Genomic DNA, 20,954 nt, shown 5'->3' with positions numbered 1-20,954 from the left:
ATCGCCTATAACAAAACGGCCCGGTTTCCCGGGCCGCTTGCGATATTCAGTCGTCAGGCTCTCAGATGAGCTTGGCGAAAGCGACTGCCGTGTCAGACATGCGGCTGGAGAAGCCCCACTCGTTGTCGTACCACGACAGGACGCGCACGAAGTTGCCTTCCATGACCTTGGTCTGATCGGTCGCGAAGATCGAGGAGTGGCTGTCGTGGTTGAAGTCGCGGGAAACGAGCGGCTCGTCGGTGTAGCCGAGGATGCCCTTGAGCTTGCCGTTGGAGGCGGCCTTGATGGCTTCGTTGATTTCGCCGACCGTGGTGGCCTTCTTGGACACGAACTTGAAGTCGACGACGGAAACGTTCGGGGTCGGAACGCGGATCGAGGTGCCGTCGAGCTTGCCCTTCAGATGCGGCAGCACCAGGCCGACGGCCTTTGCGGCGCCCGTCGAGGTCGGGATCATCGAAAGAGCAGCGGCGCGGGCGCGATACAGATCCTTGTGCATCGTGTCGAGCGTCGGCTGGTCGCCGGTGTAGGAGTGGATCGTCGTCATGAAGCCGTGGTCGATGCCGACGGCGTCGTCGAGAACCTTGACAACAGGCACCAGGCAGTTGGTGGTGCAGGATGCGTTGGAAATGACCAGGTGCTCCTTGGTGAGCTGGTCATGGTTGACGCCGAAGACGACCGTCAGGTCAGCGCCGTCGGCAGGTGCCGAGACGATGACGCGCTTGGCGCCGGCCGTCAGATGGGCGGCGGCCTTGTCGCGGGCGGTGAAGATGCCCGTGCATTCCATGGCAATGTCGACGCCAAGCTCGCGGTGCGGAAGCGTTGCCGGATCCTTGATTGCCGTGACCTTGATCGGCTTGCCGCCGCCGACCACGATCGTATCGCCTTCGACCTTCACGTCGGCCGGGAACTTGCCGTGGATCGAGTCGTAACGCAGCAGGTGGGCGTTGGTCTCGACCGGGCCGAGGTCGTTGATGGCGACGACTTCGATGTCGGTCCGGCCGGATTCGACGATAGCGCGCAGAACGTTACGACCGATGCGGCCGAAACCATTAATGGCAACCTTGACTGTCATGTTCATTCACTCCCGATAGAATAGGGCCCGATAAAGCAGGGCCTGGAATTGAGGAGATGGAGAGCGCCTCAAGGCGCTCTCATTAAAGCTTTGCTTCCGCGGCCGCAATGATGGCGTCAGCGGTGATGCCGAAATGCTTGAAGACGTCCTTCGCAGGGCCGGAAGCGCCGAAACCCTTCATGCCTACAAAGCTTCCTTCCGGACCGACGAAGGCATCCCAGCCTTCGCGGACGGCGGCTTCGACGGCGATTTTCACCGGCGAGTTGCCGAGGACTTCCTGGCGATAGGCTTCCGGCTGATCGAAGAAGAGCTCCGTGCAGGGAACGGATACGACACGGGTGCTGACACCCTTGCCCTCAAGCGTTGCGCGGGCGGCGACGGCGAGTTCCACTTCCGAGCCCGAAGCGAAGATCGTGACCTTGGCGTCGGCGCTGCCTGCGAGCGTATAGGCGCCGAGTTCGCAGAGGTTCTTCTCATTGTACTCGGTGCGGACGGTCGTCAGGTTCTGACGGGTGAGAGCCAGAGCGGACGGATGGTCCTTGCTCTTCATGGCGATCTGCCAGCATTCCGCGGTTTCAACCGCGTCGGCCGGGCGGAAGACGCGCAGGTTCGGCACCGCACGCAGGCCGGCGATCTGTTCGACCGGCTGGTGGGTCGGGCCGTCCTCGCCGACGCCGATCGAGTCGTGGGTCAGCACGTGGATGACACGGATGCCCATCAGTGCGGCGAGGCGGATCGGCGGGCGGCAATAATCGGAGAAGATCAGGAAGCCACCGCCGTAAGGAATGAGGCCGCCGTGCAGCGCGATACCGTTCATGGCCGAGGCCATGCCGTGTTCACGGATGCCCCAGTGCATGTAACGACCGGCGAAATCCGTCGGCGTGATCGAGTGCATCTGGCTGGTCTTGGTATTGTTCGACGGCGTCAGGTCGGCGGAGCCGCCGAGCGTCTCCGGTACGAAGCCATTGATGACTTCAAGTGCATCTTCGGATGCCTTGCGGGAGGCGATCGTCGGCTTGGTTTCGGCAAGCTTCTTCTTGTAGTCGTCGATGGCCTTGTCGAAGCCTTCAGGGAGGTCTCCGGCAAAACGGCGGGTGAACTCGGCCTTGGCGGGCGACTTGGCAAGCGTCTCTTCCCATGCCCTGACGATATCGCCGGAGCGAGTGCCGGCTGCGCGCCATTCATCAAGAAGGTCGGAGGGGATGACGAAGGGCTCGTAATCCCAGTTCAGCGCCTTGCGGGTGGCCGCGATTTCTTCAGCGCCGAGCGGGTTGCCGTGCACCTTGTGGGAGCCCTGCTTGTTCGGAGCGCCGAAGCCGATGATCGTCTTGCAGGCGATGAAGGTCGGGCGGTCGGACTTGTGGGCGGCTTCGATCGCAGCGGCGATGGCGGCCTGGTCGTGACCGTCGATCTCGATCGTATTCCAGTGAACGGCTTTGAAGCGGGCAATCTGGTCCGTCGAGTCAGACAGCGAGACGGCGCCGTCGATGGTGATCGAGTTGTTGTCCCAGAAGAGGACCAGCTTGTTGAGCTTCAGATGGCCGGCAAGCGCGATCGCCTCATGGCTGATGCCTTCCATAAGGCAGCCGTCGCCATTGATGACGTAGGTGTAGTGATCCTGCAGTTCGGAACCGAATTCCTCGCGCAGCTTGCGCTCGGCGATCGCCATGCCGACGGCATTGGCAATGCCCTGGCCGAGCGGCCCGGTGGTGGTTTCGATGCCTGTGGCATGACCGTATTCCGGATGGCCGGCGGTCTTGGAACCGAGCTGGCGGAACTGCTTCAGATCCTCGACCGTCATGTCGGGATAGCCGGTCAAATAAAGCAGCGAGTAGAGCAGCATCGAGCCGTGGCCGGCGGAGAGAACGAAGCGGTCGCGGTTCGGCCAGTGCGGCTTCTTGGGGTCGAAGCGCAGATATTTGGTGAAAAGGACCGTTGCCACGTCAGCCATGCCCATCGGCATGCCAGGGTGGCCGGAATTCGCCTTTTCAACGGCGTCCATGGCGAGGAAACGGATCGCGTTCGCCATCCGATCGTTTTGTTGGAGAGAGGTCATGGCTTTTCCGCAAGCTCCGGGTGTCGGGGGATGGCCTCGAGCCTCCAAGACCATCGAGTGAAAGCGGCAGAGACATAGCAGTTGGGGCTGGCAAGTCAATAAATGCCGGGCCAAATCCGGGCGCGCCGCGGTGATTTTTGACATTTGATCACGCGATTGTACAAAAGATGAATCCGCGGCCGCGAACATGGGCAGAGCATTCATCCACAGGATAGGCCGACCGGCAGATGACGGGATTTATTGACGGGCCGTCGGCGAGCTGCATATCCTCTTGAAATGACAGGATCGGCGCAGAGGGCCGATTCGCGGATCCTGCACGGGAATCGAAAATGACGCCCACGGGCAAAACCATGGAAGCAGCGCTCAACGAGCTGAGACAGGCGATTTCGGGTCTCGAAAATGCCGTCGACATGCGTATCGAGCGGCAGCGCGAGCAGGGCGAGATCGAGGGCGAGGTTCGCCGCGTGCATGCTGACCGCTCCCGGCTGGCACAGGAACTCGACCAGGCCGAATTCCGCGCCAACCGCCTCGAGGAGGTCAACCGCGAGGTGTCGCGGCGGCTGGTGACGGCCATGGAAACGATCCGCGCGGTTCTGGATCGCTGATAGGAAGAGTGTGGCATGGCGCAGGTTACGGTAACGATCGACGGCAAGGCCTATCGCATGGCCTGCGAGGAAGGGCAGGAGGAACACCTGACCGATCTCGCCATCCGCTTCGACCGCTATGTCGGCCATCTCAAGGGTCAGTTCGGTGAAATCGGCGATCTCCGGATCACCGTCATGGCCGGGATCATGATCATGGACGAGATTGCCGAGCTGACGCGGCGCATCGCCGGACTGGAATCCGAGCTCGAGACGCTGCGCGGTAATCGCGATACCGTGCTCGCAGCGACCGCGCGCACCGAGGAAAACCTCGCGGCGGCGCTCAGCGAGGTTTCCAGCCGAATCCGCGGCATCACCGACAAGCTGAACGGCCGCGCCGGCCCCGAACTCAACTGATCTCAATTAAATAAGGACGGCCCGCCGTCGCCACTGGCGCGCCAGCGCAAACGACCTTATATATCGCGATGCGGTCTGCGCCTCTCGACAGGAACCACAATCCCTGGGGCCATACTCGATCCAAAGGGAGCTGTCCCTGGCCAGGCCCGTGGGCCTGGACACACGGCGCCCACCTACGTTTGTAGGCGCCCAGGATCGTAAACATCCATCGGTTGTCGTGGATCGCACCTTCCCCTTCATCGCAAGGAAGATGCCGGATTAATGGGCGAACGCGGCTTGCGCGTCCACCCTATTCAGCGTGCCGTTACTTCTTCAGGCCCGGAAGGGTGACCTGGAAGACCTGGAACATGGTGTCGACGTCGGCACCGCCATCGGCCTTGTAGGCTGCGCCCACCTGGAAGCCATCCTGCGTCAGGAAGTCGTTGTCGTTGGCGACGAACAGGAAGTAGTCGTCCGGCAGGTTCGGGTCGAGAACGCTTGCAAGACCCATGGCTTCCCATTTTTCCGACAGATTGTTCTTGTCGTTCGGTGCGCCGTTGTGCAGGCCGAAGCGGGCAAGATCGGCCTTGTCGTTGAGGTCGATGAACGGCGTCAGCGTTGCCGGCGTCAGCGAGGGATCGATGACGCCTTTCGGCGCGATCGGCTTGCCGGCATCGAAATTGCCGCCGGCGATATCAGTTGCGGTGGAAAGATCGACGATGTTGATCTTACGATAGAGCGAGGTGTCGCCTTTCACGCCCTGGCCGTTGTTGCTGTCGCGGGTGAGCATCAGGAAGGTCGTGTCGGAAAGGGCGACGATTTCGCTCTCTGCGGCGATTGTCGTCTTGTCCTTGGCGTCCTTGAAGACCGGCAACGGCACGACATATTCGTGCACCAGCTTCAGGTGATCAGGATCGGCGGCGTCGTAGATCATGGCGCGGGTATTTTGCCGGGTCGAGCTGGAATCGCCGCCGTCCTGGCGGGCCGCCGACTGCAGCACTGCTATGATGAACTTACCGTCGGGCGTCATCGCCATGCCTTCGAGGCCCTGGTTGTTCTGGCGGCCGGTCTCCGGGTCCTTCGGATCGGGCGCAGAGGCGCCGGGGCCGGGATTGTTGGAGGCAAAGCTCAGCGCGCCCTTGCGCATCGGCAATAGCGCCTTCGTCGGCTGAGTGGCCGAGAGCATATGGCCGTCGGCCGAGAAGCGATAAATATAAGGACCGTATTCGTCGCTGACGAACATGGTGCCGTCGGCCATGCGGACGATGGCTTCGTCGTCGAGCGATATCTTGCCGTTTGCCGCTTGCGGCAGCGGCGGGAAGTTGCCGGCGGCGGGGCGAACGCCGGATTCCGGATCGAGGCCGGTCATGTCTCCACCCTTGTCGTCGAGGAAGAGCATGGAATCGACGAGCTTTGCGTCGACGCCGGATTGCTCCTTGCCGGCCTGGGGTGCGGCACCCGGAGCGGTCGGGGTCAGGTCAATCGAGATGGTGTTCAGGCGAAGGCGGTAATCGACGGTGCCGGCGGCATTGTAGCCGCGGTCGGGCAGCAGGTAGAGTGTGCCCTTGTAGCTGGCGCCGTCGCGGCTCCAGGCGGCAGGATCGATCGCCATGCCGGAGCCGGAGCCGAAGGTTTCACCGAACTTGTCGCGCTGGTTGGCCGGGATGCGACCAACGCCGACCAAACCCTTGTTAACGAAGGTGAGACTGCCGACGGCGGCCGAATTCTCAGCACTCGCGACCGCCGGAATGGCGACGGAAGCCGCGAGAACAGCGGCGAACAGCCGCGATGCATATGATCTGACGTTCTTCATGAAATAGCCTCTCGGTCAAAAGCGTTCCTGCAACGGCGCCCTCCCGCAAGCCGGACACCGCTTCAAATGCAACCTGGCCTTGGATTCGATTTGCCGCGAGCGGAACAAGCCCCGGTTTTCGTCCCCCATATGCCCGGCTAACGGTCTAAGGCGGGATCGTGATATCTGGATGACGCTTTTGAGAGACTGGCTTCGGTGTGGCGCGATCTTTCGGGTTCGCATGCCGCGCTTCAGATCTTCGATTTTGTGCATGTCGTGGCCGCAAAACCGCCGCACGCTTTGCGTGAACGCTCTAGCCGACAGGATAGGGACCTTCGGCAAAGACCTCGTCGTGGTAACCCTTGGAGCCGACATCGAGCGCCAGCGGGCTTCGCCATTCCCTGCGGTCGCGCAAGCAATCGAGCAGGAAACGGAAATCATATCGCGGCTGCCAGCCGAGTTCCCGCCTTGCGCGTTCGTTGACATAGACGCGATCGAGCGTCGGAAACATTTTCCAGCCGTGGTCGGCATAGAGAGCGCCCGCGCCCGGAAAGAGTCGCTCGACGACAACAGGCGCATCGTTCCTGAGCTCGGCGAGATCGCCTGACGAAAACGGTGTCGTGGCGGAGACGATATAGCGGCCGAAGCCGATTGCCGGCGCTCTTTCGAGCGCCAGAAGATGGGCAGCGACCACATCGCTGATGTCGACGCGGCGATGAAGCAGTTCGTTCGCCTGGGCATTTTCCGCCGAATAGCGGCTACGAATATCAGGATCGTCGTCGGTTTCCGGGAAAAAGCGCGAGGTCCGGAGAATGACAACAGGCAGGCGGGATTTGCGGGCGAAGAGTTCGCAGACGCCCTCGGCGGCGAGTTTCGTCACGCCGTAGATGTTTTTCGCTAGGGGAAGCACGTCCTCGGTAACCCAAGCCGCCGGTTCGCCGGCGGCCGGCGTCAATGCGGCGCCGAAGGCGCTAGTGGTGCTGGTGAAGACGAAACTTGAAACACCCGAGGCCACGGCCTCTTCGAGCAGGTTCAGCGTGCCGCCGACATTGGTGTCGAGGAAATCGCGATTGCCGTGGGTCGCCACATGCGGCTTGTGCAGCGTCGCGGCGTGGATGACGTGGCGGACGCCAGACATGGCCTGCTTCACGAAGGCGCGGTCACCGATCGAGCCGACCACGTCAGTAAATGCCGAAGGCTTGATATCGATGCCGCGCGCCCACCGGCCTTCCGCCCTCAGAGTGCGCATCAGCGCCTCTCCGAGGTGGCCGGCACTTCCCGTCACCAGTATCGTCATCGCATCCTCTCCTGACCCTTCGGCGGCGGACGCTATAAAGACCGGTGTCCGGAGACAACGCATAAATTATGCATGGGAATGCAGGAAAGCTGCAAGCTCAGTCGGTCGTTGTGACGAGGCGGCCGGCGCTGCCGTCGGAAAGCGTGATCCGCTCCCATGTCACACGGCCGGCTGCGATCGGCATCAAGGCATTGTCGTTGGCGCCGGTTTCGAACGTCAGCGACAAGAGGCTGCCCTCATGCCAGCCACGCTCATCGAGAGACTGTTCGGTGGCGGCGATTTCAGCGGATGCATAGGAGAAAAGCGAGCGGCCGAGAAAGGCGGCGAGCGGTGCGCGCCATTCCGCCTGGCGCGAGCGGGAAGCGGACAGCAGCCGGTGCGTGACGTCGCAGATCAGATGCACCGGCCGTATGGAATCCTCGACCAGTCGCTTCAGTGCTGCATCGGCTGAGGCATGTCGCGGCGAGGCGAAAATTCGTTCCAGCCTGAAAGCCTGCTCAGGCGAAAGGGCGAGCTGACCGCGTTCCCAACGCGAAACTGTTGCCTGATTGACGCCGAGGAGTTCGGCGAGATGCTGCTGCTTCATGCTGCGCAGCAGCCGCATACGGCGTATGCCTGACCCCGATATCGTCATCTGTCCTGCGTCCCATATTTTCGGCCAGCTTACGCTTTCGGCGAGCCGGGACAAGTTGCGCTGTTACTCTGGCTGGTTTTCCAGATCATTTCTCAATTGGTCGAGGATCGAGAGCGCATGGCCGGCATAGGCGCTGATCCACCGGTCGTGGATATGTTTGATCGGCAGGCTGTTCAGATGGTTCCAGCGTTCGCGGCCTTCTTTTCTGGCGATGACCAGGTCGGCTTCCTCCAGCACCTTCAGATGCTGCATCACCGTACAGCGGTCCATCTCGGGAAACATCTCGCAAAGCGCACCTGTCGTGCGGGGGGCGTCCTTCAGGAGATCGAGGATTTCACGTCGGCGGTGATGGGCCAAAGCTTTGAAAACCGGATCGTCATTTGATTCGCTTGACATGTTATATTTTTATAACATAATGATCCCAGGTGCAATGGAGAAGAGGAGAAGTACCATGTCTCTCGGAATCCGCGTTTCCGGCCGCATCGGCCGTCCCGTCGCAGATGTGTTCGATGCCGTCGTCAACCCGAAGAAGCTCAGCAGCTATTTCACCACGATCGGCGGGGCGAGCGCGCCGCTTGTTCAGGGCACGACGGTGACCTGGTGGAAGGATGCAGCAGTCGAGGTCGTCGAGCTCGTGCCGGAAAGCCGCATTGTGCTGCGCTGGGATGGCGGCACCGCTGAGGACAAGACCAGGTACAAGACGCTGGTCGAAATGAACTTCAAGCCGCTGGAGGATGGCGGCACACTGGTGACGATCGCCGAGAACGGCTGGCGCGAGGACGAGGCCGGCCGGCGCGGCACCTATCTCAACTGCGAGGGCTGGACGCAGATGCTTTGCAGCATGAAAGCCTTCGTCGAATACGGCATCAATTTGCGCGAAGGCATGTATCTCAGCGAAATGAAGGGCGAGCCGGCGAGCGCGCCGGATGTTTGACGGGCAGGCCGGTCTTGATGAGATCGGCAGGGCATCGCCAGACTTCGCTTGCCTGTCACAATGCGGGTGCTAATTTCCCGAGTTGATACTTCATCTCATTCCGGGAGATTCATTATGCAGCTGGGTATGGTTGGTTTGGGCCGCATGGGCAATTACATGGTCCAGCGGTTGATGCGGGGCGGTCACGAATGCGTCGTCTACGACGCCAGGCCGGAAAGCGTTGCCGAGCTTACGGGTCTAGGCGCGACCGGCAGCGCTTCGCTCGAAGAGTTCGTCTCGAAGCTCACGCATCCGCGCGCGATCTGGCTGATGCTGCCGGCGGCAATCGTCGACAAGGTGCTGGCGAGCCTGGTGCCGCTCTTGCAGAATGGCGATATCGTCATCGACGGCGGCAACTCCTATTACCATGACGACATCCGTCGCGGCGCCGAACTCATTACCAAGGGCATTCATTATGTCGACGTCGGCACCAGCGGCGGCGTTTTCGGCCTCGAGCGCGGTTACTGCCTGATGATCGGCGGCGAGAAGGGCACCGTCCAGCACCTTTCCCCGATCTTTGCGACGCTTGCACCTGGTGCGGGTACGACGGAAGCCTCGCCGAACCGCAGCGCGGAGGCTGCTGCGGTCAGCACCGCGGAACAAGGCTTCCTGCATTGTGGTCCGCATGGCGCAGGCCATTTCGTCAAGATGGTGCATAACGGCATCGAGTACGGCCTGATGGCCGCTTATGCGGAAGGCCTGAACATTCTGAAACATGCCAATATCGGAGCCGCCTCGCATGTGGTCGATGCGGAAACCGCGCCGCTCGCCCATCCGGAACATTTCCAATATGACTTCAATCTGCAGGATGTCGCGGAAGTCTGGCGTCGCGGCAGTGTCATTACTTCCTGGCTGCTCGATCTCACCGCTGATGCGCTGCATGTAGATCCGGCGCTGTCGAAATATGCCGGTCGCGTCTCCGACAGCGGCGAAGGCCGTTGGACGATCATGGCGGCAATCGACGAAAGCGTGCCGACGCCGGTGCTGAGCGCTGCGCTCTATGGCCGCTTTTCCTCGCGCGACAACGATGAATTCGCCAACAAGGTGCTGTCGGCGATGCGCGCGGGATTCGGCGGCCATGTGGAGAAGCCGGCTCCGAAATCGTGACGGCCGGGGGCTTTCTCGCCGTTTCGACGAGGAGAAGGCCCTTACCTTTCCTAGCCATCGGTATGGTTTCCCTACGGCTTGCTGACGACAACGGTCGCTAGTATCCATTGCAAAACGGGAAATGTCGGGGCTGCTTCGATCCGGGCCGCTGACACTCCATTGGAGGGCGGTCATGGGGCGTGGTGCGGCAGTGGGCTTGAAAGGCTCCATATCGGGCATATTAGCATTCCTCATACTATTGGGGGTGGCTTCCTCAGCTTTCGCCCAAACATCGCAAGCGCCGGCCGCGGCCGCCACGCCGCCAGCGCAGGTGCGTGAAATGATGCAGCTCATGCAGACGCCCGAGGTCAAGCAGTGGATGTCGACGCAGATGGCAGCGACGCCCGCTGCCGCTGCCGCGTCTGAAAATCAGATGTCGATCCTGTCCGGGCTGCTGCAGCATGCCCGCCGGCACGTCTCGATGGTTTCCGATGCGGCGATGACATTACCCTCGCAGATCGGCAATGCGTCCTCGCTGTTCTTCGGGGAAATCGCGGCCAACGGCCGGCAGCGCATGGCGGCACAGTTCCTGGCGATCTTCCTGCTCGGCGGGATCGTCGAAAGCATTGCCCGTTATACCTTTCGCCGCCGTCGTCGCCGGCTGACTGCGATGGCCGGCATGCATCTGGCGCCGCGCGTCATTCCGGCGCTGGTCTTCGCGGCGGCAACGGTGTTTACGCTTCTGAGCTTCGGTTGGCCGCCGATCAGCCAGAACATCGCGATCGTCTGCGTCGTCGCGCTGATCGTCCAGCGTTTTACGATTAGCCTCGGCGGGGTGATGGTCGATCTCATCGGGCTGGCCAGGGCCGAAGAGGAGCGGCAGGGCGTCCCCGCTCCAACCATGCCAGGGCGCGCTGTCGCACTCTTCTGGTATCGCCGCTGCGCGATCTTCGTTATCTATTTCGTTTTCGGCTGGGCGGTGATCCAGTCGACGGAGCCGCTCGGCTATTCCCAGAGCGCCCGGCTCCTGATCGGTTATTTCCTCGGCATCGGTCTGCTGCTGATCGCGATCGAGGCGGTCTGGTCGCGGCCTGACAAGGACGAGAAGCGCGGTCACGGGATATCCTGGGCGTTCACCGTCTATTTCCTGCTGCTGTGGAGCATTTGGGTCGCAGGCTTCAATTGGCTGCTCTGGCTCGGCATCTATGCGCTGCTGCTGCCGCGCGTGCTTGCGGTTTCGACGCTTGCGGTGAAGTCGCTGCAGCAGACTGAAGCGAGCTTCCTTGCCACGCGCCGCATTGCGACGGTGCTGCTCGACCGCGGTGTGCGGGCGCTGATCATCGCCTTTGCCGCCATCTGGCTCGGGCGGATGCTGGGCGTCGGTGCCGACACGATGGCCGCCGGCGATACGATGGTCGACAAAATAGCCCGCGGGGTCATCGGCGGCGTCGTCATCCTGCTGGCGGCCGATCTGTTTTGGCACGTCGTCAAAGCCTTTATCGACGGCCAGTTGCTCGACTCGCCGCTCGACGGTGCCGCGACGGACGAGGAGAAGGCCAAACGCGCGCGAATGCAGACGCTGCTGCCGATCTTCCGCAACATCCTCGCCGTGGTCATCGCCGTCATCGCCGCTCTGATGGTGCTTTCGGGCCTCGGCATCGAGATCGGTCCGCTGATCGCCGGTGCCGGCGTCGTCGGCGTTGCGGTCGGCTTCGGCGCGCAGACGATCGTCAAGGACGTCATCAGCGGCATGTTCTATCTCTGGGACGATGCCTTCCGCGTCGGCGAATATATCGAAAGCGGCAGCCACAAGGGTGTGGTCGAAGCCTTCAGCCTGCGCTCGGTGAAGCTCAGGCATCATCGCGGCCCGTTGACGACGGTGCCGTTCGGCGAACTCGGCGCGGTGAAAAACCTCAACCGCGACTGGACGATCGACAAGATCAGCCTCAACGTTAAATACGACACCGATCTCGTCAAGGCGAAGAAGGTGATCAAACAGATCGGCCAGACGCTGCTCGACAATCCGGAATTCGGACCGCATATCATCGAGACTCTGAAGATGAAGGGTGTCGAGCAATTCGGCGAATTCGCGATCGAGATCCGCTTGTCGATGATGACGAAGCCCGGCGAGCAATTCGTCATCCGTCGCAACGCGCTGGCGATGATCCGCAATGCCTTCAAGGAAAACGGCATCGAATTCGCCGTGCCGACCGTGCAGGTGGCGGGCGATCGCGATGCGGATCTCGATGCTGCCGTTGCACGCTATGCTGCGCACGCGCGGGCCGGCGGCGAGCCGGCCGCGTGAATGCTTAAATCTCCGTCATGACGGCAAAGCATTCGCAAGCTTACGAAAATGCAATACGACGTTAAGCCCCGCCTGCGCAAATTCGCCCCAATTGAGGATGATGGAGGCGCAGGCGGCGGGCTGGGGTAGCGTCGGGCATGGCTTCATAGAGCTTATATGCCTTTCATGTTACGTCTCTCGGAAATGATTCCCCGCCACTGGAAATTGCGCGTAGGTAAGAGATGTCGGGTCACGGCAATTTGGAAAATATGGAAGAGGCGAACGGTTTTTCGTTCCGTGGGCTTTTCAGACGTTACAGAACGCCGTTGACGGCAGTCGCGACACTGGTGGTCTTCTGCCTTGTCGGCTACGCCATCATGCAGCTTACCAACGAGGTGCGCTATGACGACGTCGTCGATGCGCTGGCGGCGACCAGGCCGAGCGCGATCCTGCTGGCGCTGTTCTTTACGGCGCTCAGTTTCCTCTCGCTGGTCTTCTACGATCTCAACGCGATCGAATACATCGGCAAGAAGCTGCCCTTTCCGCATGTGGCGCTGACGGCGTTCAGCGCCTATGCCGTCGGCAATACCGCCGGTTTCGGCGCGCTTTCGGGCGGCGCGATCCGCTACCGCGCCTATACGCGCCTCGGGCTCTCGCCGGAGGACATCGGCCGCATCATCGCCTTCGTCACACTCTCCTTCGGTCTTGGTCTCGCGGGTGTGGCGGCGATCGCTCTCATCATCATCGCCGATGAGATCGGCCCGCTCATCGGTGTCAGTGCCCTGCTTCTGCGGTTGATTGCCGGTTCGATCGTCGCCATTCTGGGCGCTGCGATGATCATCGGCCGCGACGGGCGCGTGCTCGATCTCGGCCCTGTGGCAGTTCGTCTGCCGGATTCGCGCACCTGGTCGCGTCAGTTCCTCGTCACCGCCTTCGATATCGCCGCTTCGGCCTCGGTACTCTACGTGCTGCTGCCGCAAACGGCGATCGGTTGGCCGGTCTTCCTTGCTGTCTACGCGATCGCTGTCGGCCTCGGCGTGCTGAGCCACGTTCCGGCCGGATTGGGCGTGTTCGAAACCGTCATCATCGCTTCGCTCGGCAGTGCCGTGAACATCGATGCGGTGCTCGGATCGCTGGTGCTCTACCGGCTCATCTATCATGTGCTGCCGCTTCTGCTTGCCGTGCTTGCCGTCTCGGCGGCGGAGCTGCGCCGTTTCGTCGATCATCCGGCCGCCTCCAGCATGCGGCGCATCGGCGGACGGTTGATGCCGCAGTTGCTTTCGACGCTCGCGCTGCTGCTCGGCGTCATGCTGGTGTTTTCGAGCGTGACGCCGACGCCGGACCAGAACCTCGAATTCCTCTCCAATTACCTCCCGCTGCCCTTGGTCGAAGGCGCGCATTTCCTCTCCAGCCTGCTTGGGTTGGCCCTCGTCGTCGCCGCGCGCGGCCTCGGCCAGCGACTCGACGGCGCCTGGTGGGTGGCCGTGTTCTCGGCTCTAGCCGCGCTGACCCTGTCGGTCCTGAAGGCGATCGCGCTTGTCGAAGCAGCTTTTCTCGCCTTCCTGATCTTCGGGCTTTTCGTCAGCCGGCGGCTCTTTACCCGCCATGCCTCGCTGCTCAACCAGGCGCTGACGGCGTCCTGGCTGATGGCGATTGCCGTCATCGTCGTCGGCGCTGTCGTCATCCTGCTCTTCGTCTATCGCGATGTTGAATACAGCAACCAGCTCTGGTGGCAGTTCGAATTCACCGCTGAGGCGCCGCGCGGCTTACGCGCCGTGCTCGGCATCACCATCATCTCCTCGGCGATCGCGATCTTCAGCCTGCTCCGGCCGGCGACCTTCCGGCCGGAACCGGCGACCGACGAGGCGCTGGCACGGGCCGTCGAGATCGTCGGAAAGCAGGACAATGCCGACGCCAATCTGGTGCGCATGGGCGACAAGAGCATCATGTTCTCCGAGAAGGGAGACGCCTTCATCATGTACGGCCGGCAGGGCCGCTCATGGATCGCACTCTTCGACCCGGTCGGCAATCCTCGCGCTGTGCAGGAACTCGTCTGGCGTTTCGTCGAGGCAGCGCGTGCGGCGGGTTGCCGTGCGGTGTTCTACCAGATCTCGCCGGCACTGCTTTCCCATTGTGCCGATGCGGGCCTTCGCGCCTTCAAGCTCGGCGAGCTGGCGGTAGCCGATCTCAGAACCTTCGAGATGAAGGGCGGCAAATGGGCGAACTTGCGCCAGACGGCGAGCCGTGCCCAGCGCGACGGTCTGGAATTTGCTGTCGTCGAACCCCAGAATGTTCGTGAGATCATCGATGATCTCGCCGCTGTTTCCACGGCCTGGCTCGAACATCACAACGCCAAGGAAAAGGGCTTCTCGCTAGGCTCCTTCGATCCCGACTATGTCTCGGCGCAGCCGGTCGGCATCCTGAAAAAGGACGGCGGGATCGTTGCTTTCGCCAATATCCTCGTTACCGAATCCAAGGAGGAAGGCACGATCGATCTCATGCGTTTCTCGCCGGATGCGCCGAAAGGCTCGATGGACTTTCTCTTCGTGCAGATCATGGAATATCTGCGCGGTCAGGGTTTTACCCACTTCAATCTCGGCATGGCACCTCTCTCCGGCATGTCGAAACGCGAGGCGGCGCCCGTCTGGGACCGCATCGGCAGCACCGTTTTCGAACACGGCGAGCGGTTCTATAACTTCAAAGGCCTTCGGGCATTCAAATCCAAGTTTCATCCGCACTGGCAACCGCGTTATCTTGCGGTCTCTGGAGGGGGCAATCCGATGATCGCGTTGATGGACGCGACGTTTCTGATCGGGGGCGGATTGAAAGGGGTAGTGAGAAAATGATCAGGACAATACTTCTTGCCGCGGCATGCGCCTGCATGCTCGCGGCCGCCTCGGCGAGCGCTGCCGAGGAGACGACGCAGAGCTTTGAAACCGGGCTTATCCCGTCGCCGCACATCTTCCTGCCCGAGGGCGAGGTCAAGGGCACGGTGATGCTGATCTCGGATGCCGCCGGCTGGGGCGACTATGAGAAGGGCGAGGCAGACAGGATGGTCGCCGAGGGCGCCGTCGTCATCGGTATCGACTTTCCCTCCTATATCGAGGCGCTCAATCGGTACGACGTCAGCCTCAATGACGGCTGTGTCTACATGGTCTCGGACATTGAATCGCTCAGCCAGCAGGTGCAGCGCGCAACCGGCAATAACGCCTATCACCTGCCGATCGTCGCCGGTATCGGCGAGGGCGGGGCCTTGGCGCTGGCGATCGCCGCGCAGACGCCGGATGCGACGATCGGCCAGACGCTTGCCGTCGATCCGCTCGCCGGAATTCCCCTTGCCAAGGAGCTTTGCACACCGGCTTCGAAGAAAGTGGTCGGGCAACGTACGGTCTATGGCCTCAGCGACGGCGCCCTGCCGGATCCCATCGTCACCGTCTTCACGCCCAAGGCCGACAAGGACGGCAGGGCGCATGCCGAGGTGCTGAAAAAAGCCCATTCCGCGATCGAGATCCGCGAATCCACCGATGACGCGCAGACGGTGTTTGCCGATACGCTCGACGATCTCGTCACCGCATCCGGCGCCTTCGGCAATCCGCTCGGCCTGCCGCTGGCGGTGCTGGAGGCGACGCCCGCCTTGGATACGATGGCGGTGATCTATTCCGGCGACGGCGGCTGGCGTGACATCGACAAGGAGGTCGGCGGCACGCTGCAGAAGGAAGGCATTCCCGTGGTCGGCGTCGATTCGCTCCATTATTTCTGGTCGGAGCGCAAGCCGGAGGAGACGGCCAGCGATCTTTCGAAGATCATCGACTTCTACCGCAAGCAGTGGAAGGTGAAGCATGTGCTGCTCGTCGGCTATTCCTTCGGCGCCGATGTCGTGCCTGCGACCTACCAGCTTCTCAAGCCGACGGAGAAAGCCGCGGTGACGCAGATGTCGCTGCTGTCGCTCTCGCATCAAGTCGACTACGTCATCTCCGTTCTCGGCTGGCTCGGCCAGAAGACCGAAGGGGCGGGGGGCGATCCCGTCGCCGATCTGAAGAATGTCGATCCGAAGCTGGTGCAATGCATCTACGGCAAGGACGACGATGACGATGTTGCTTGTCCAGCGCTGAAGGATAGCGGCGCCGAAGTCGTCGAGCTGCCCGGCGACCATCACTTCGACGAGAACTACGACCTTCTCACCAAGTCGATCATCGACGGGCTGAAGCGGCGGCTGCAGGATTAGAGGCAGCGCCTGGAATTCACATAGGCTGAAATTCGATTTCGATTTTCAGCCTATGTCCTACCGCATCATCTTCTCTTCGCTCCAGCCGAGGTTTGCGACTTCCCTGCCGCGAAACCGCGCATCGTCGGCGACGATGAATTCGTCGAGCTGCGGCGGCGCGACGCTGGTGCTTGCGAGCATTGCATGCACCTGGCCGCGATGATGCGTCTGGTGCTGGAAGAGGTGGGCGAGCACGTCTTCCATCCGCTCCTCCTGGATGCGGTCGCCGCGATGGAGGTGGACGGTCGAGACCAGCCCTTCCGGCGTCAGCGCCTCGCAAAGCGCAACCAGGCGCTGGTCGACCTTCGCCTGCGCTTGCGCCAGCGACACGACATCGTCGAAGGGTTCGTCGATGTCGAAGGCCGCGAGCCCGAGCGTGCCGCCCTCCATGCCATCGACATAGAACCAATCGACCGTGATGATGTGGTTCAAGGTTTCCTTGATCGAGGGGAAGAAGCTCGTGCGCGGCGCTTCGAATTCGCCAAGCTTCAATGCCGCGCAGGCCTCAAGCAGACGGCGGTTGGCAAGGGCGTTGTTATAGGCGAGTTTGCGAAATGCCCTGGCGGGATCGAAGGTCGGCATCGGCGCATCTCCTCTTCGCGTGCTGCTTGACTTATTTGCGTCGGCTGTTGTCATCGAGATTACCGTCGCGCCAGATGAGATGACGAGGTGCGGCGGGCAGTGTCTCGATTTCATCCGCGATGAAATAGGGCGTGATATCGAGTGCGGTCAGGGCCTTTCTCGTCGCCGGCACCCATTTGAATTCGAGATGATTGTCGCCGTCTTCGACGCGGTGGATGATCTTTTCCGGTCGGAAAGGGAATTCCGGCGGGATCTCCATCAGATAATAAAAGCCGAGTTCATGCCAGTCGCGCTGCTCGAAGTGGAAAAAATTCTCGACAGTCCAGAGCAGGCGGGTGACGGTGACTTCGACGCCGAGTTCCTCCACCATTTCCCGTTTCAGCGTCTCTACCGACGTCTCGCCGATTTCGGCCGTGCCGCCCGGAAAGGTCCAGAAGGGTTCATGCACGGCGCGATGAACGAGCACGTGGCCGTCGCGAAAGCCGAGGCCGGCAATGCGGTGGTTGAAACGCCCGACGCCTTCAGTCAGGCGAATGCGCGTACGCTTGGTCACGTCATTTTTATCCGAGATCGATCACGACGATTTCCGGCGGCACGCCGAAGCGGACCGGCGCAATGGAGCAGCCAAGGCCGCCGGAGACGATGATATTACGCCCCTCTTCGACGATGTGGCCATAGGCGTAGCGATTGCCGAAGCGTGAGGGGACGATCGGCGAACGGCCGAGGAAGCGGATCTGTCCGCCATGGGTATGGCCCGAAAGCGTCAGCGAGACCCGCTCAGGCACACGCGGAAAGATATCAGGTTCGTGGGCGAGCAGGATCACCGGCGCGTCGTCGGTGACCTGAGCCAATGTTCCATCGAGATCGTCAAGACCGAGCATCTGCGCGCGGCCCCATTTCCTTCCGGGCAGCAGAGCCAGTTGATCTTCGAGGCCGGCGAGCCAGAAGCCGCGGCCGTCCTTTTCGAGTCGGACGGCACGGTTGCCGTAAACGGGGATGCCGACGTCGGCAAGCGCCCGGTGTCCGAATGTCTCCATCCCGCCGTTCTTCTGGGCGGTCCTGTCTTCCCACCAGTCGTGATTGCCCATGATCGCATGGACGCCGAGAGGAGCCTGCAGGGTGGCGAGCGCCTTGGACCACTGGCTTGAATGCACATACTGCGTCACCACGTCCATGCCGGCGGCGTAATCTCCGAGCAACACTGTCACATCGCCTTCGAGCTCATTGGCCCGATGGCAGATTGCGGCGATGCGGCTTGCTGACATCCAGGGTTCGCACGCATGAAGATCGGCGAGCGCGACGACGCGGAGCTTGAGTCCGGGCGTCCATCCCGGAGGCGTCAACCGATATCGGGTGATGCTGAGCCGCGCCAGCGGTTCATAGGCGAAGGCGTAACCGCCGAGCGACATCACGCCCGCGACGCTGCCGCCGAGAACCTTGAAAAATCCGCGGCGGGTGATCACTCAGTCGTCCTCCTGGAACAGCCGGAACTGCGCCGCCTCCAGATCCTTGGGGGGCTGCATTCCCAGATGTTTCCACGCGATTGCGGTCAGAACACGGCCGCGTGGCGTACGCTGAATGAAGCCCTGCTGAATCATATAGGGCTCGATGATGTCCTCGATCGCGTCGCGCGGCTCGGACAGGCCGGCGGCGATGGTTTCGATACCGACCGGGCCGCCGCCGAAATTGACGGCAATCATGTTGAGGTAGCGCTTGTCGAGTTGGTCGAAACCGACATTGTCGACCAAAAGGCGGGTCAGCGCCTCGTCGGCGATCTCGCGGGTGACCGCTTCGGCCCTCGCCACTTCGGCAAAATCACGCACGCGTCGCAGCAACCGGCCGGCGATGCGCGGGGTGCCGCGGGCACGTCTTGCGATCTCGCGCGCACCCTCTTCGGTCATCGGCAGGTTCATCAGCCGTGCGCCGCGGCGCACGATCAGTTCCAGCTCCTCGACGGTATAGAAGCTGAGCCGCACCGGGATGCCGAAGCGGTCACGCAGCGGCGTCGTCAGCAGGCCGAGACGGGTGGTGGCTGCCACAAGCGTGAATTTCGACAGGTCGATCTTCACCGAGCGCGCGGCCGGGCCTTCGCCGATGATGAGGTCGAGCTGGAAATCCTCCATGGCAGGATAGAGAATTTCCTCGACGGCCGGGTTGAGGCGGTGGATCTCGTCGATGAAGAGCACGTCGCGTTCTTCGAGATTGGTGAGGAGGGCCGCAAGATCGCCGGCCTTGGCGATCACCGGGCCTGATGTCGAGCGGAAATTGACGCCGAGTTCCTTCGCCATGATCTGCGCCAGCGTCGTCTTGCCGAGGCCGGGCGGGCCGACGAAGAGCACATGGTCGAGCGCCTCGCCGCGGTTCTTCGCCGCCTCAATGAAGATCTTGAGATTGGCGCGTGCTTCCGCCTGGCCGGTGAACTCGTCCAGCGTTTGCGGGCGCAGGGTGATATCGAGATCTTCGCCCCGCTTTTCCGGCGATATCAGGCGGGCGGGTTCGCTCATGCTCTCATTCCGTTTTGAAACCTGTCACACCAATACACCAAAAGACGGCTGTCTCGACATCCCATCATCGGTTTTCCAGCCCTTCACCGCGCCAGTTCCTTCAACCCCAGTCGGATCAGCTTGGCGCTGTCGGCGCCATCACCGGCTGTCTTCATCGCGGCGGCGACCGCGTTCGCCGCCTGGTCTCTGCTGTAGCCGAGGTTGGTGAGCGCGGAAACCGCATCGGCAACCGGTGCGGCGGCGACACCTTCGCCGAGTTCCTGTTTGAGGGCGATATTGATCGCCTCCCCGGCAAAGGCCGGCGCCCGGTTCTTGAGTTCGGTGACGAGCCGCATCGCCACTTTCGGACCGACGCCCGGCGCGCGGGAGACAGCGGCGCGGTCCTGCAGGGCGATCGCATTGGCAAGTTCGCCCGGCGTCAGCGTCGAGAGCACGGCGAGCGCCACCTTGGCGCCGACGCCCTGGACGCTCTGGAGAAGGTTAAACCATTCGCGCTCCAGCGCCGTCATGAAGCCGAAGAGCTTCAGCTGATCCTCGCGCACATAAGTCTCGATGAAGAGCACGCAGGCTTCGCCGGCCGAGCCGAGCTTGGACAGCGTACGGGTCGAGCAATGGGCGACGTAGCAGACGCCGTGCACATCGACGAGCACATAGTCTTCGCCGATCTCGTCTATGGTGCCTTTCAGCTTGCCGATCATGGGGCGCGGTCTTTCAAGGGTGCGTTTCGGGAGAAATAATGTTCAATTTGCATTATCCGGCCAGCGCTTGCCGCATCCGGTTGCTGCCGCGATTATGCGCGTGGCAGATGGCGATCGCCAGGGCATCGGCGGCGTCGTTGCCTTTGAATTCGACCTTCGGCATCAAGATTTTCAACATCATGTGGATCTGCTGCTTTTCGCCGTGACCGACGCCGATGACGGCCTTCTTCACGGCGTTCGGAGCATATTCGGAGACCGGCAGGCCGGCGCGCGCCGGCACCAGCATCGCGATGCCGCGGGCCTGGCCGAGCTTCAGGGTCGCCACCGCATCCTTGTTGACGAATGTCTGTTCGACGGCTGCTTCATCCGGCTTGTGGCTGTGAACGATTTCCGCCAGGCCGTCATGCAGTTGGCAGAGGCGGGAGGCGAGATCCATGTCGCCGTCCGAAGTCACCGTTCCCGATGCCACGAAGCGCAGGGAATTGCCCAGCGTGTCGATGATGCCCCAGCCGGTGCGGCGAAGACCCGGATCGATGCCGATGATGCGAATCGTATTTTGCATGGTTCAACCTATAGCGATTGTGAAATAAGTGCCATCGATATGTGAACAAAACAAAAACATCCAAGTTTTAGGCGCGCCATTTACTGCGAATTAAAACAGATGCTCGAATTCTAGCTCTGTCGACCAGGCATGCGCCACATGCCGGGGCTGGCAAACGCCGTTCAGAAGGGTTC

The 20,954-nt window shown here is 61.9% G+C and carries 19 protein-coding genes and 1 other RNA gene; 8 read left to right on the top strand and 12 right to left on the bottom strand.

Features of this window, described 5'->3' with window-relative positions; translation table 11 throughout:
- Positions 1-61: 61 nt before the first annotated feature.
- Both gap and tkt read right to left on the bottom strand, forming a co-directional pair.
- The gene (gene gap, locus NE852_RS18400) at positions 62-1,072 is read right to left on the bottom strand and encodes a type I glyceraldehyde-3-phosphate dehydrogenase (RefSeq protein WP_008533078.1); all 1,011 of its coding nucleotides are present in this window, start codon (positions 1,070-1,072) and stop codon (positions 62-64) included.
- 82 nt (positions 1,073-1,154) lie between these two features.
- A complete protein-coding gene (gene tkt / locus NE852_RS18395; protein ID WP_008533077.1) occupies positions 1,155-3,128 on the bottom strand; it encodes a transketolase in 1,974 nt (657 codons plus the stop codon).
- A 329-nt stretch (positions 3,129-3,457) separates the two neighbouring features.
- On the opposite strand from tkt, the gene NE852_RS18390 reads away from it, so the two are divergent.
- The 3 genes from NE852_RS18390 (at position 3,458) to ssrS (ending at position 4,354) form a co-directional block, all read left to right on the top strand.
- Positions 3,458-3,733 carry a DUF4164 domain-containing protein gene (locus NE852_RS18390; protein WP_008533076.1) on the top strand — a complete coding sequence of 92 codons (276 nt, stop codon included), beginning with the start codon at positions 3,458-3,460 and terminating at the stop codon, positions 3,731-3,733.
- Positions 3,734-3,748: 15 nt separating this feature from the next.
- A complete protein-coding gene (locus tag NE852_RS18385) occupies positions 3,749-4,126 on the top strand; it encodes a cell division protein ZapA (RefSeq protein ID WP_008533074.1) in 378 nt (125 codons plus the stop codon).
- A gap of 69 nt (positions 4,127-4,195) precedes the next feature.
- Positions 4,196-4,354: non-coding RNA, 6S RNA (gene ssrS, locus NE852_RS18380), on the top strand.
- 76 nt (positions 4,355-4,430) lie between these two features.
- On the opposite strand, the gene NE852_RS18375 is transcribed toward ssrS, so the two are convergent.
- From NE852_RS18375 to NE852_RS18360, 4 genes are all read right to left on the bottom strand, one after another.
- Positions 4,431-5,918 (bottom strand): esterase-like activity of phytase family protein, encoded by a 1,488-nt coding sequence (locus tag NE852_RS18375; protein WP_008533073.1) that lies wholly within the window; start codon positions 5,916-5,918, stop codon positions 4,431-4,433.
- Between the two features lie 292 nt (positions 5,919-6,210).
- Positions 6,211-7,194, bottom strand: a complete 984-nt coding sequence (locus NE852_RS18370) for an NAD(P)-dependent oxidoreductase (RefSeq protein WP_258155910.1) — start codon at positions 7,192-7,194, stop codon at positions 6,211-6,213.
- A gap of 97 nt (positions 7,195-7,291) precedes the next feature.
- Positions 7,292-7,828, bottom strand: coding sequence for a helix-turn-helix transcriptional regulator (locus NE852_RS18365; protein ID WP_037174402.1), 537 nt, complete (start codon positions 7,826-7,828; stop codon positions 7,292-7,294).
- A 63-nt stretch (positions 7,829-7,891) separates the two neighbouring features.
- Positions 7,892-8,224, bottom strand: a complete 333-nt coding sequence (locus tag NE852_RS18360) for a helix-turn-helix transcriptional regulator (protein ID WP_008533067.1) — start codon at positions 8,222-8,224, stop codon at positions 7,892-7,894.
- A 55-nt stretch (positions 8,225-8,279) separates the two neighbouring features.
- On the opposite strand from NE852_RS18360, the gene NE852_RS18355 reads away from it, so the two are divergent.
- The 5 genes from NE852_RS18355 to NE852_RS18335 all read left to right on the top strand — a co-directional run bounded on the left by NE852_RS18355 (position 8,280) and on the right by NE852_RS18335 (position 16,396).
- Positions 8,280-8,762, top strand: a complete 483-nt coding sequence (locus NE852_RS18355) for an SRPBCC domain-containing protein (RefSeq protein ID WP_008533065.1) — start codon at positions 8,280-8,282, stop codon at positions 8,760-8,762.
- 114 nt (positions 8,763-8,876) lie between these two features.
- Positions 8,877-9,908 carry a phosphogluconate dehydrogenase (NAD(+)-dependent, decarboxylating) gene (gnd, locus tag NE852_RS18350; RefSeq protein WP_008533064.1) on the top strand — a complete coding sequence of 344 codons (1,032 nt, stop codon included), beginning with the start codon at positions 8,877-8,879 and terminating at the stop codon, positions 9,906-9,908.
- A gap of 172 nt (positions 9,909-10,080) precedes the next feature.
- Positions 10,081-12,192 carry a mechanosensitive ion channel family protein gene (locus NE852_RS18345; protein ID WP_258155909.1) on the top strand — a complete coding sequence of 704 codons (2,112 nt, stop codon included), beginning with the start codon at positions 10,081-10,083 and terminating at the stop codon, positions 12,190-12,192.
- A 221-nt stretch (positions 12,193-12,413) separates the two neighbouring features.
- Positions 12,414-15,017: a bifunctional lysylphosphatidylglycerol flippase/synthetase MprF gene (gene mprF, locus NE852_RS18340; protein ID WP_008533062.1), complete on the top strand. Its 2,604-nt coding sequence runs from the start codon at positions 12,414-12,416 to the stop codon at positions 15,015-15,017.
- Positions 15,014-16,396 (top strand): virulence factor family protein, encoded by a 1,383-nt coding sequence (locus tag NE852_RS18335; protein WP_258155908.1) that lies wholly within the window; start codon positions 15,014-15,016, stop codon positions 16,394-16,396. Before mprF ends, NE852_RS18335 begins: the two co-directional genes overlap by 4 nt.
- Before the next feature lie 57 nt (positions 16,397-16,453).
- On the opposite strand, the gene NE852_RS18330 is transcribed toward NE852_RS18335, so the two are convergent.
- From NE852_RS18330 to ruvC, 6 genes are all read right to left on the bottom strand, one after another.
- The gene (locus NE852_RS18330; RefSeq protein WP_008533055.1) at positions 16,454-17,017 is read right to left on the bottom strand and encodes a DinB family protein; all 564 of its coding nucleotides are present in this window, start codon (positions 17,015-17,017) and stop codon (positions 16,454-16,456) included.
- A 31-nt stretch (positions 17,018-17,048) separates the two neighbouring features.
- The gene (locus tag NE852_RS18325) at positions 17,049-17,570 is read right to left on the bottom strand and encodes an NUDIX hydrolase (RefSeq protein ID WP_008533054.1); all 522 of its coding nucleotides are present in this window, start codon (positions 17,568-17,570) and stop codon (positions 17,049-17,051) included.
- A gap of 7 nt (positions 17,571-17,577) precedes the next feature.
- Positions 17,578-18,480: a metallophosphoesterase gene (locus NE852_RS18320; RefSeq protein ID WP_008533053.1), complete on the bottom strand. Its 903-nt coding sequence runs from the start codon at positions 18,478-18,480 to the stop codon at positions 17,578-17,580.
- Positions 18,481-19,521, bottom strand: a complete 1,041-nt coding sequence (gene ruvB, locus NE852_RS18315) for a Holliday junction branch migration DNA helicase RuvB (protein WP_008533052.1) — start codon at positions 19,519-19,521, stop codon at positions 18,481-18,483.
- Positions 19,522-19,604: 83 nt separating this feature from the next.
- Positions 19,605-20,219: a Holliday junction branch migration protein RuvA gene (ruvA, locus tag NE852_RS18310; protein WP_008533051.1), complete on the bottom strand. Its 615-nt coding sequence runs from the start codon at positions 20,217-20,219 to the stop codon at positions 19,605-19,607.
- A gap of 52 nt (positions 20,220-20,271) precedes the next feature.
- Positions 20,272-20,781, bottom strand: coding sequence for a crossover junction endodeoxyribonuclease RuvC (gene ruvC / locus NE852_RS18305; protein ID WP_008533049.1), 510 nt, complete (start codon positions 20,779-20,781; stop codon positions 20,272-20,274).
- Between the last annotated feature and the right edge of the window lie 173 nt (positions 20,782-20,954).

This window comes from Rhizobium sp. Pop5, from assembly GCF_024721175.1.
Lineage (GTDB): Bacteria > Pseudomonadota > Alphaproteobacteria > Rhizobiales > Rhizobiaceae > Rhizobium.
The sequence above is the reverse complement of the archived record's forward strand: the minus strand, read 5'-3'. Positions and strand labels throughout refer to the sequence as shown.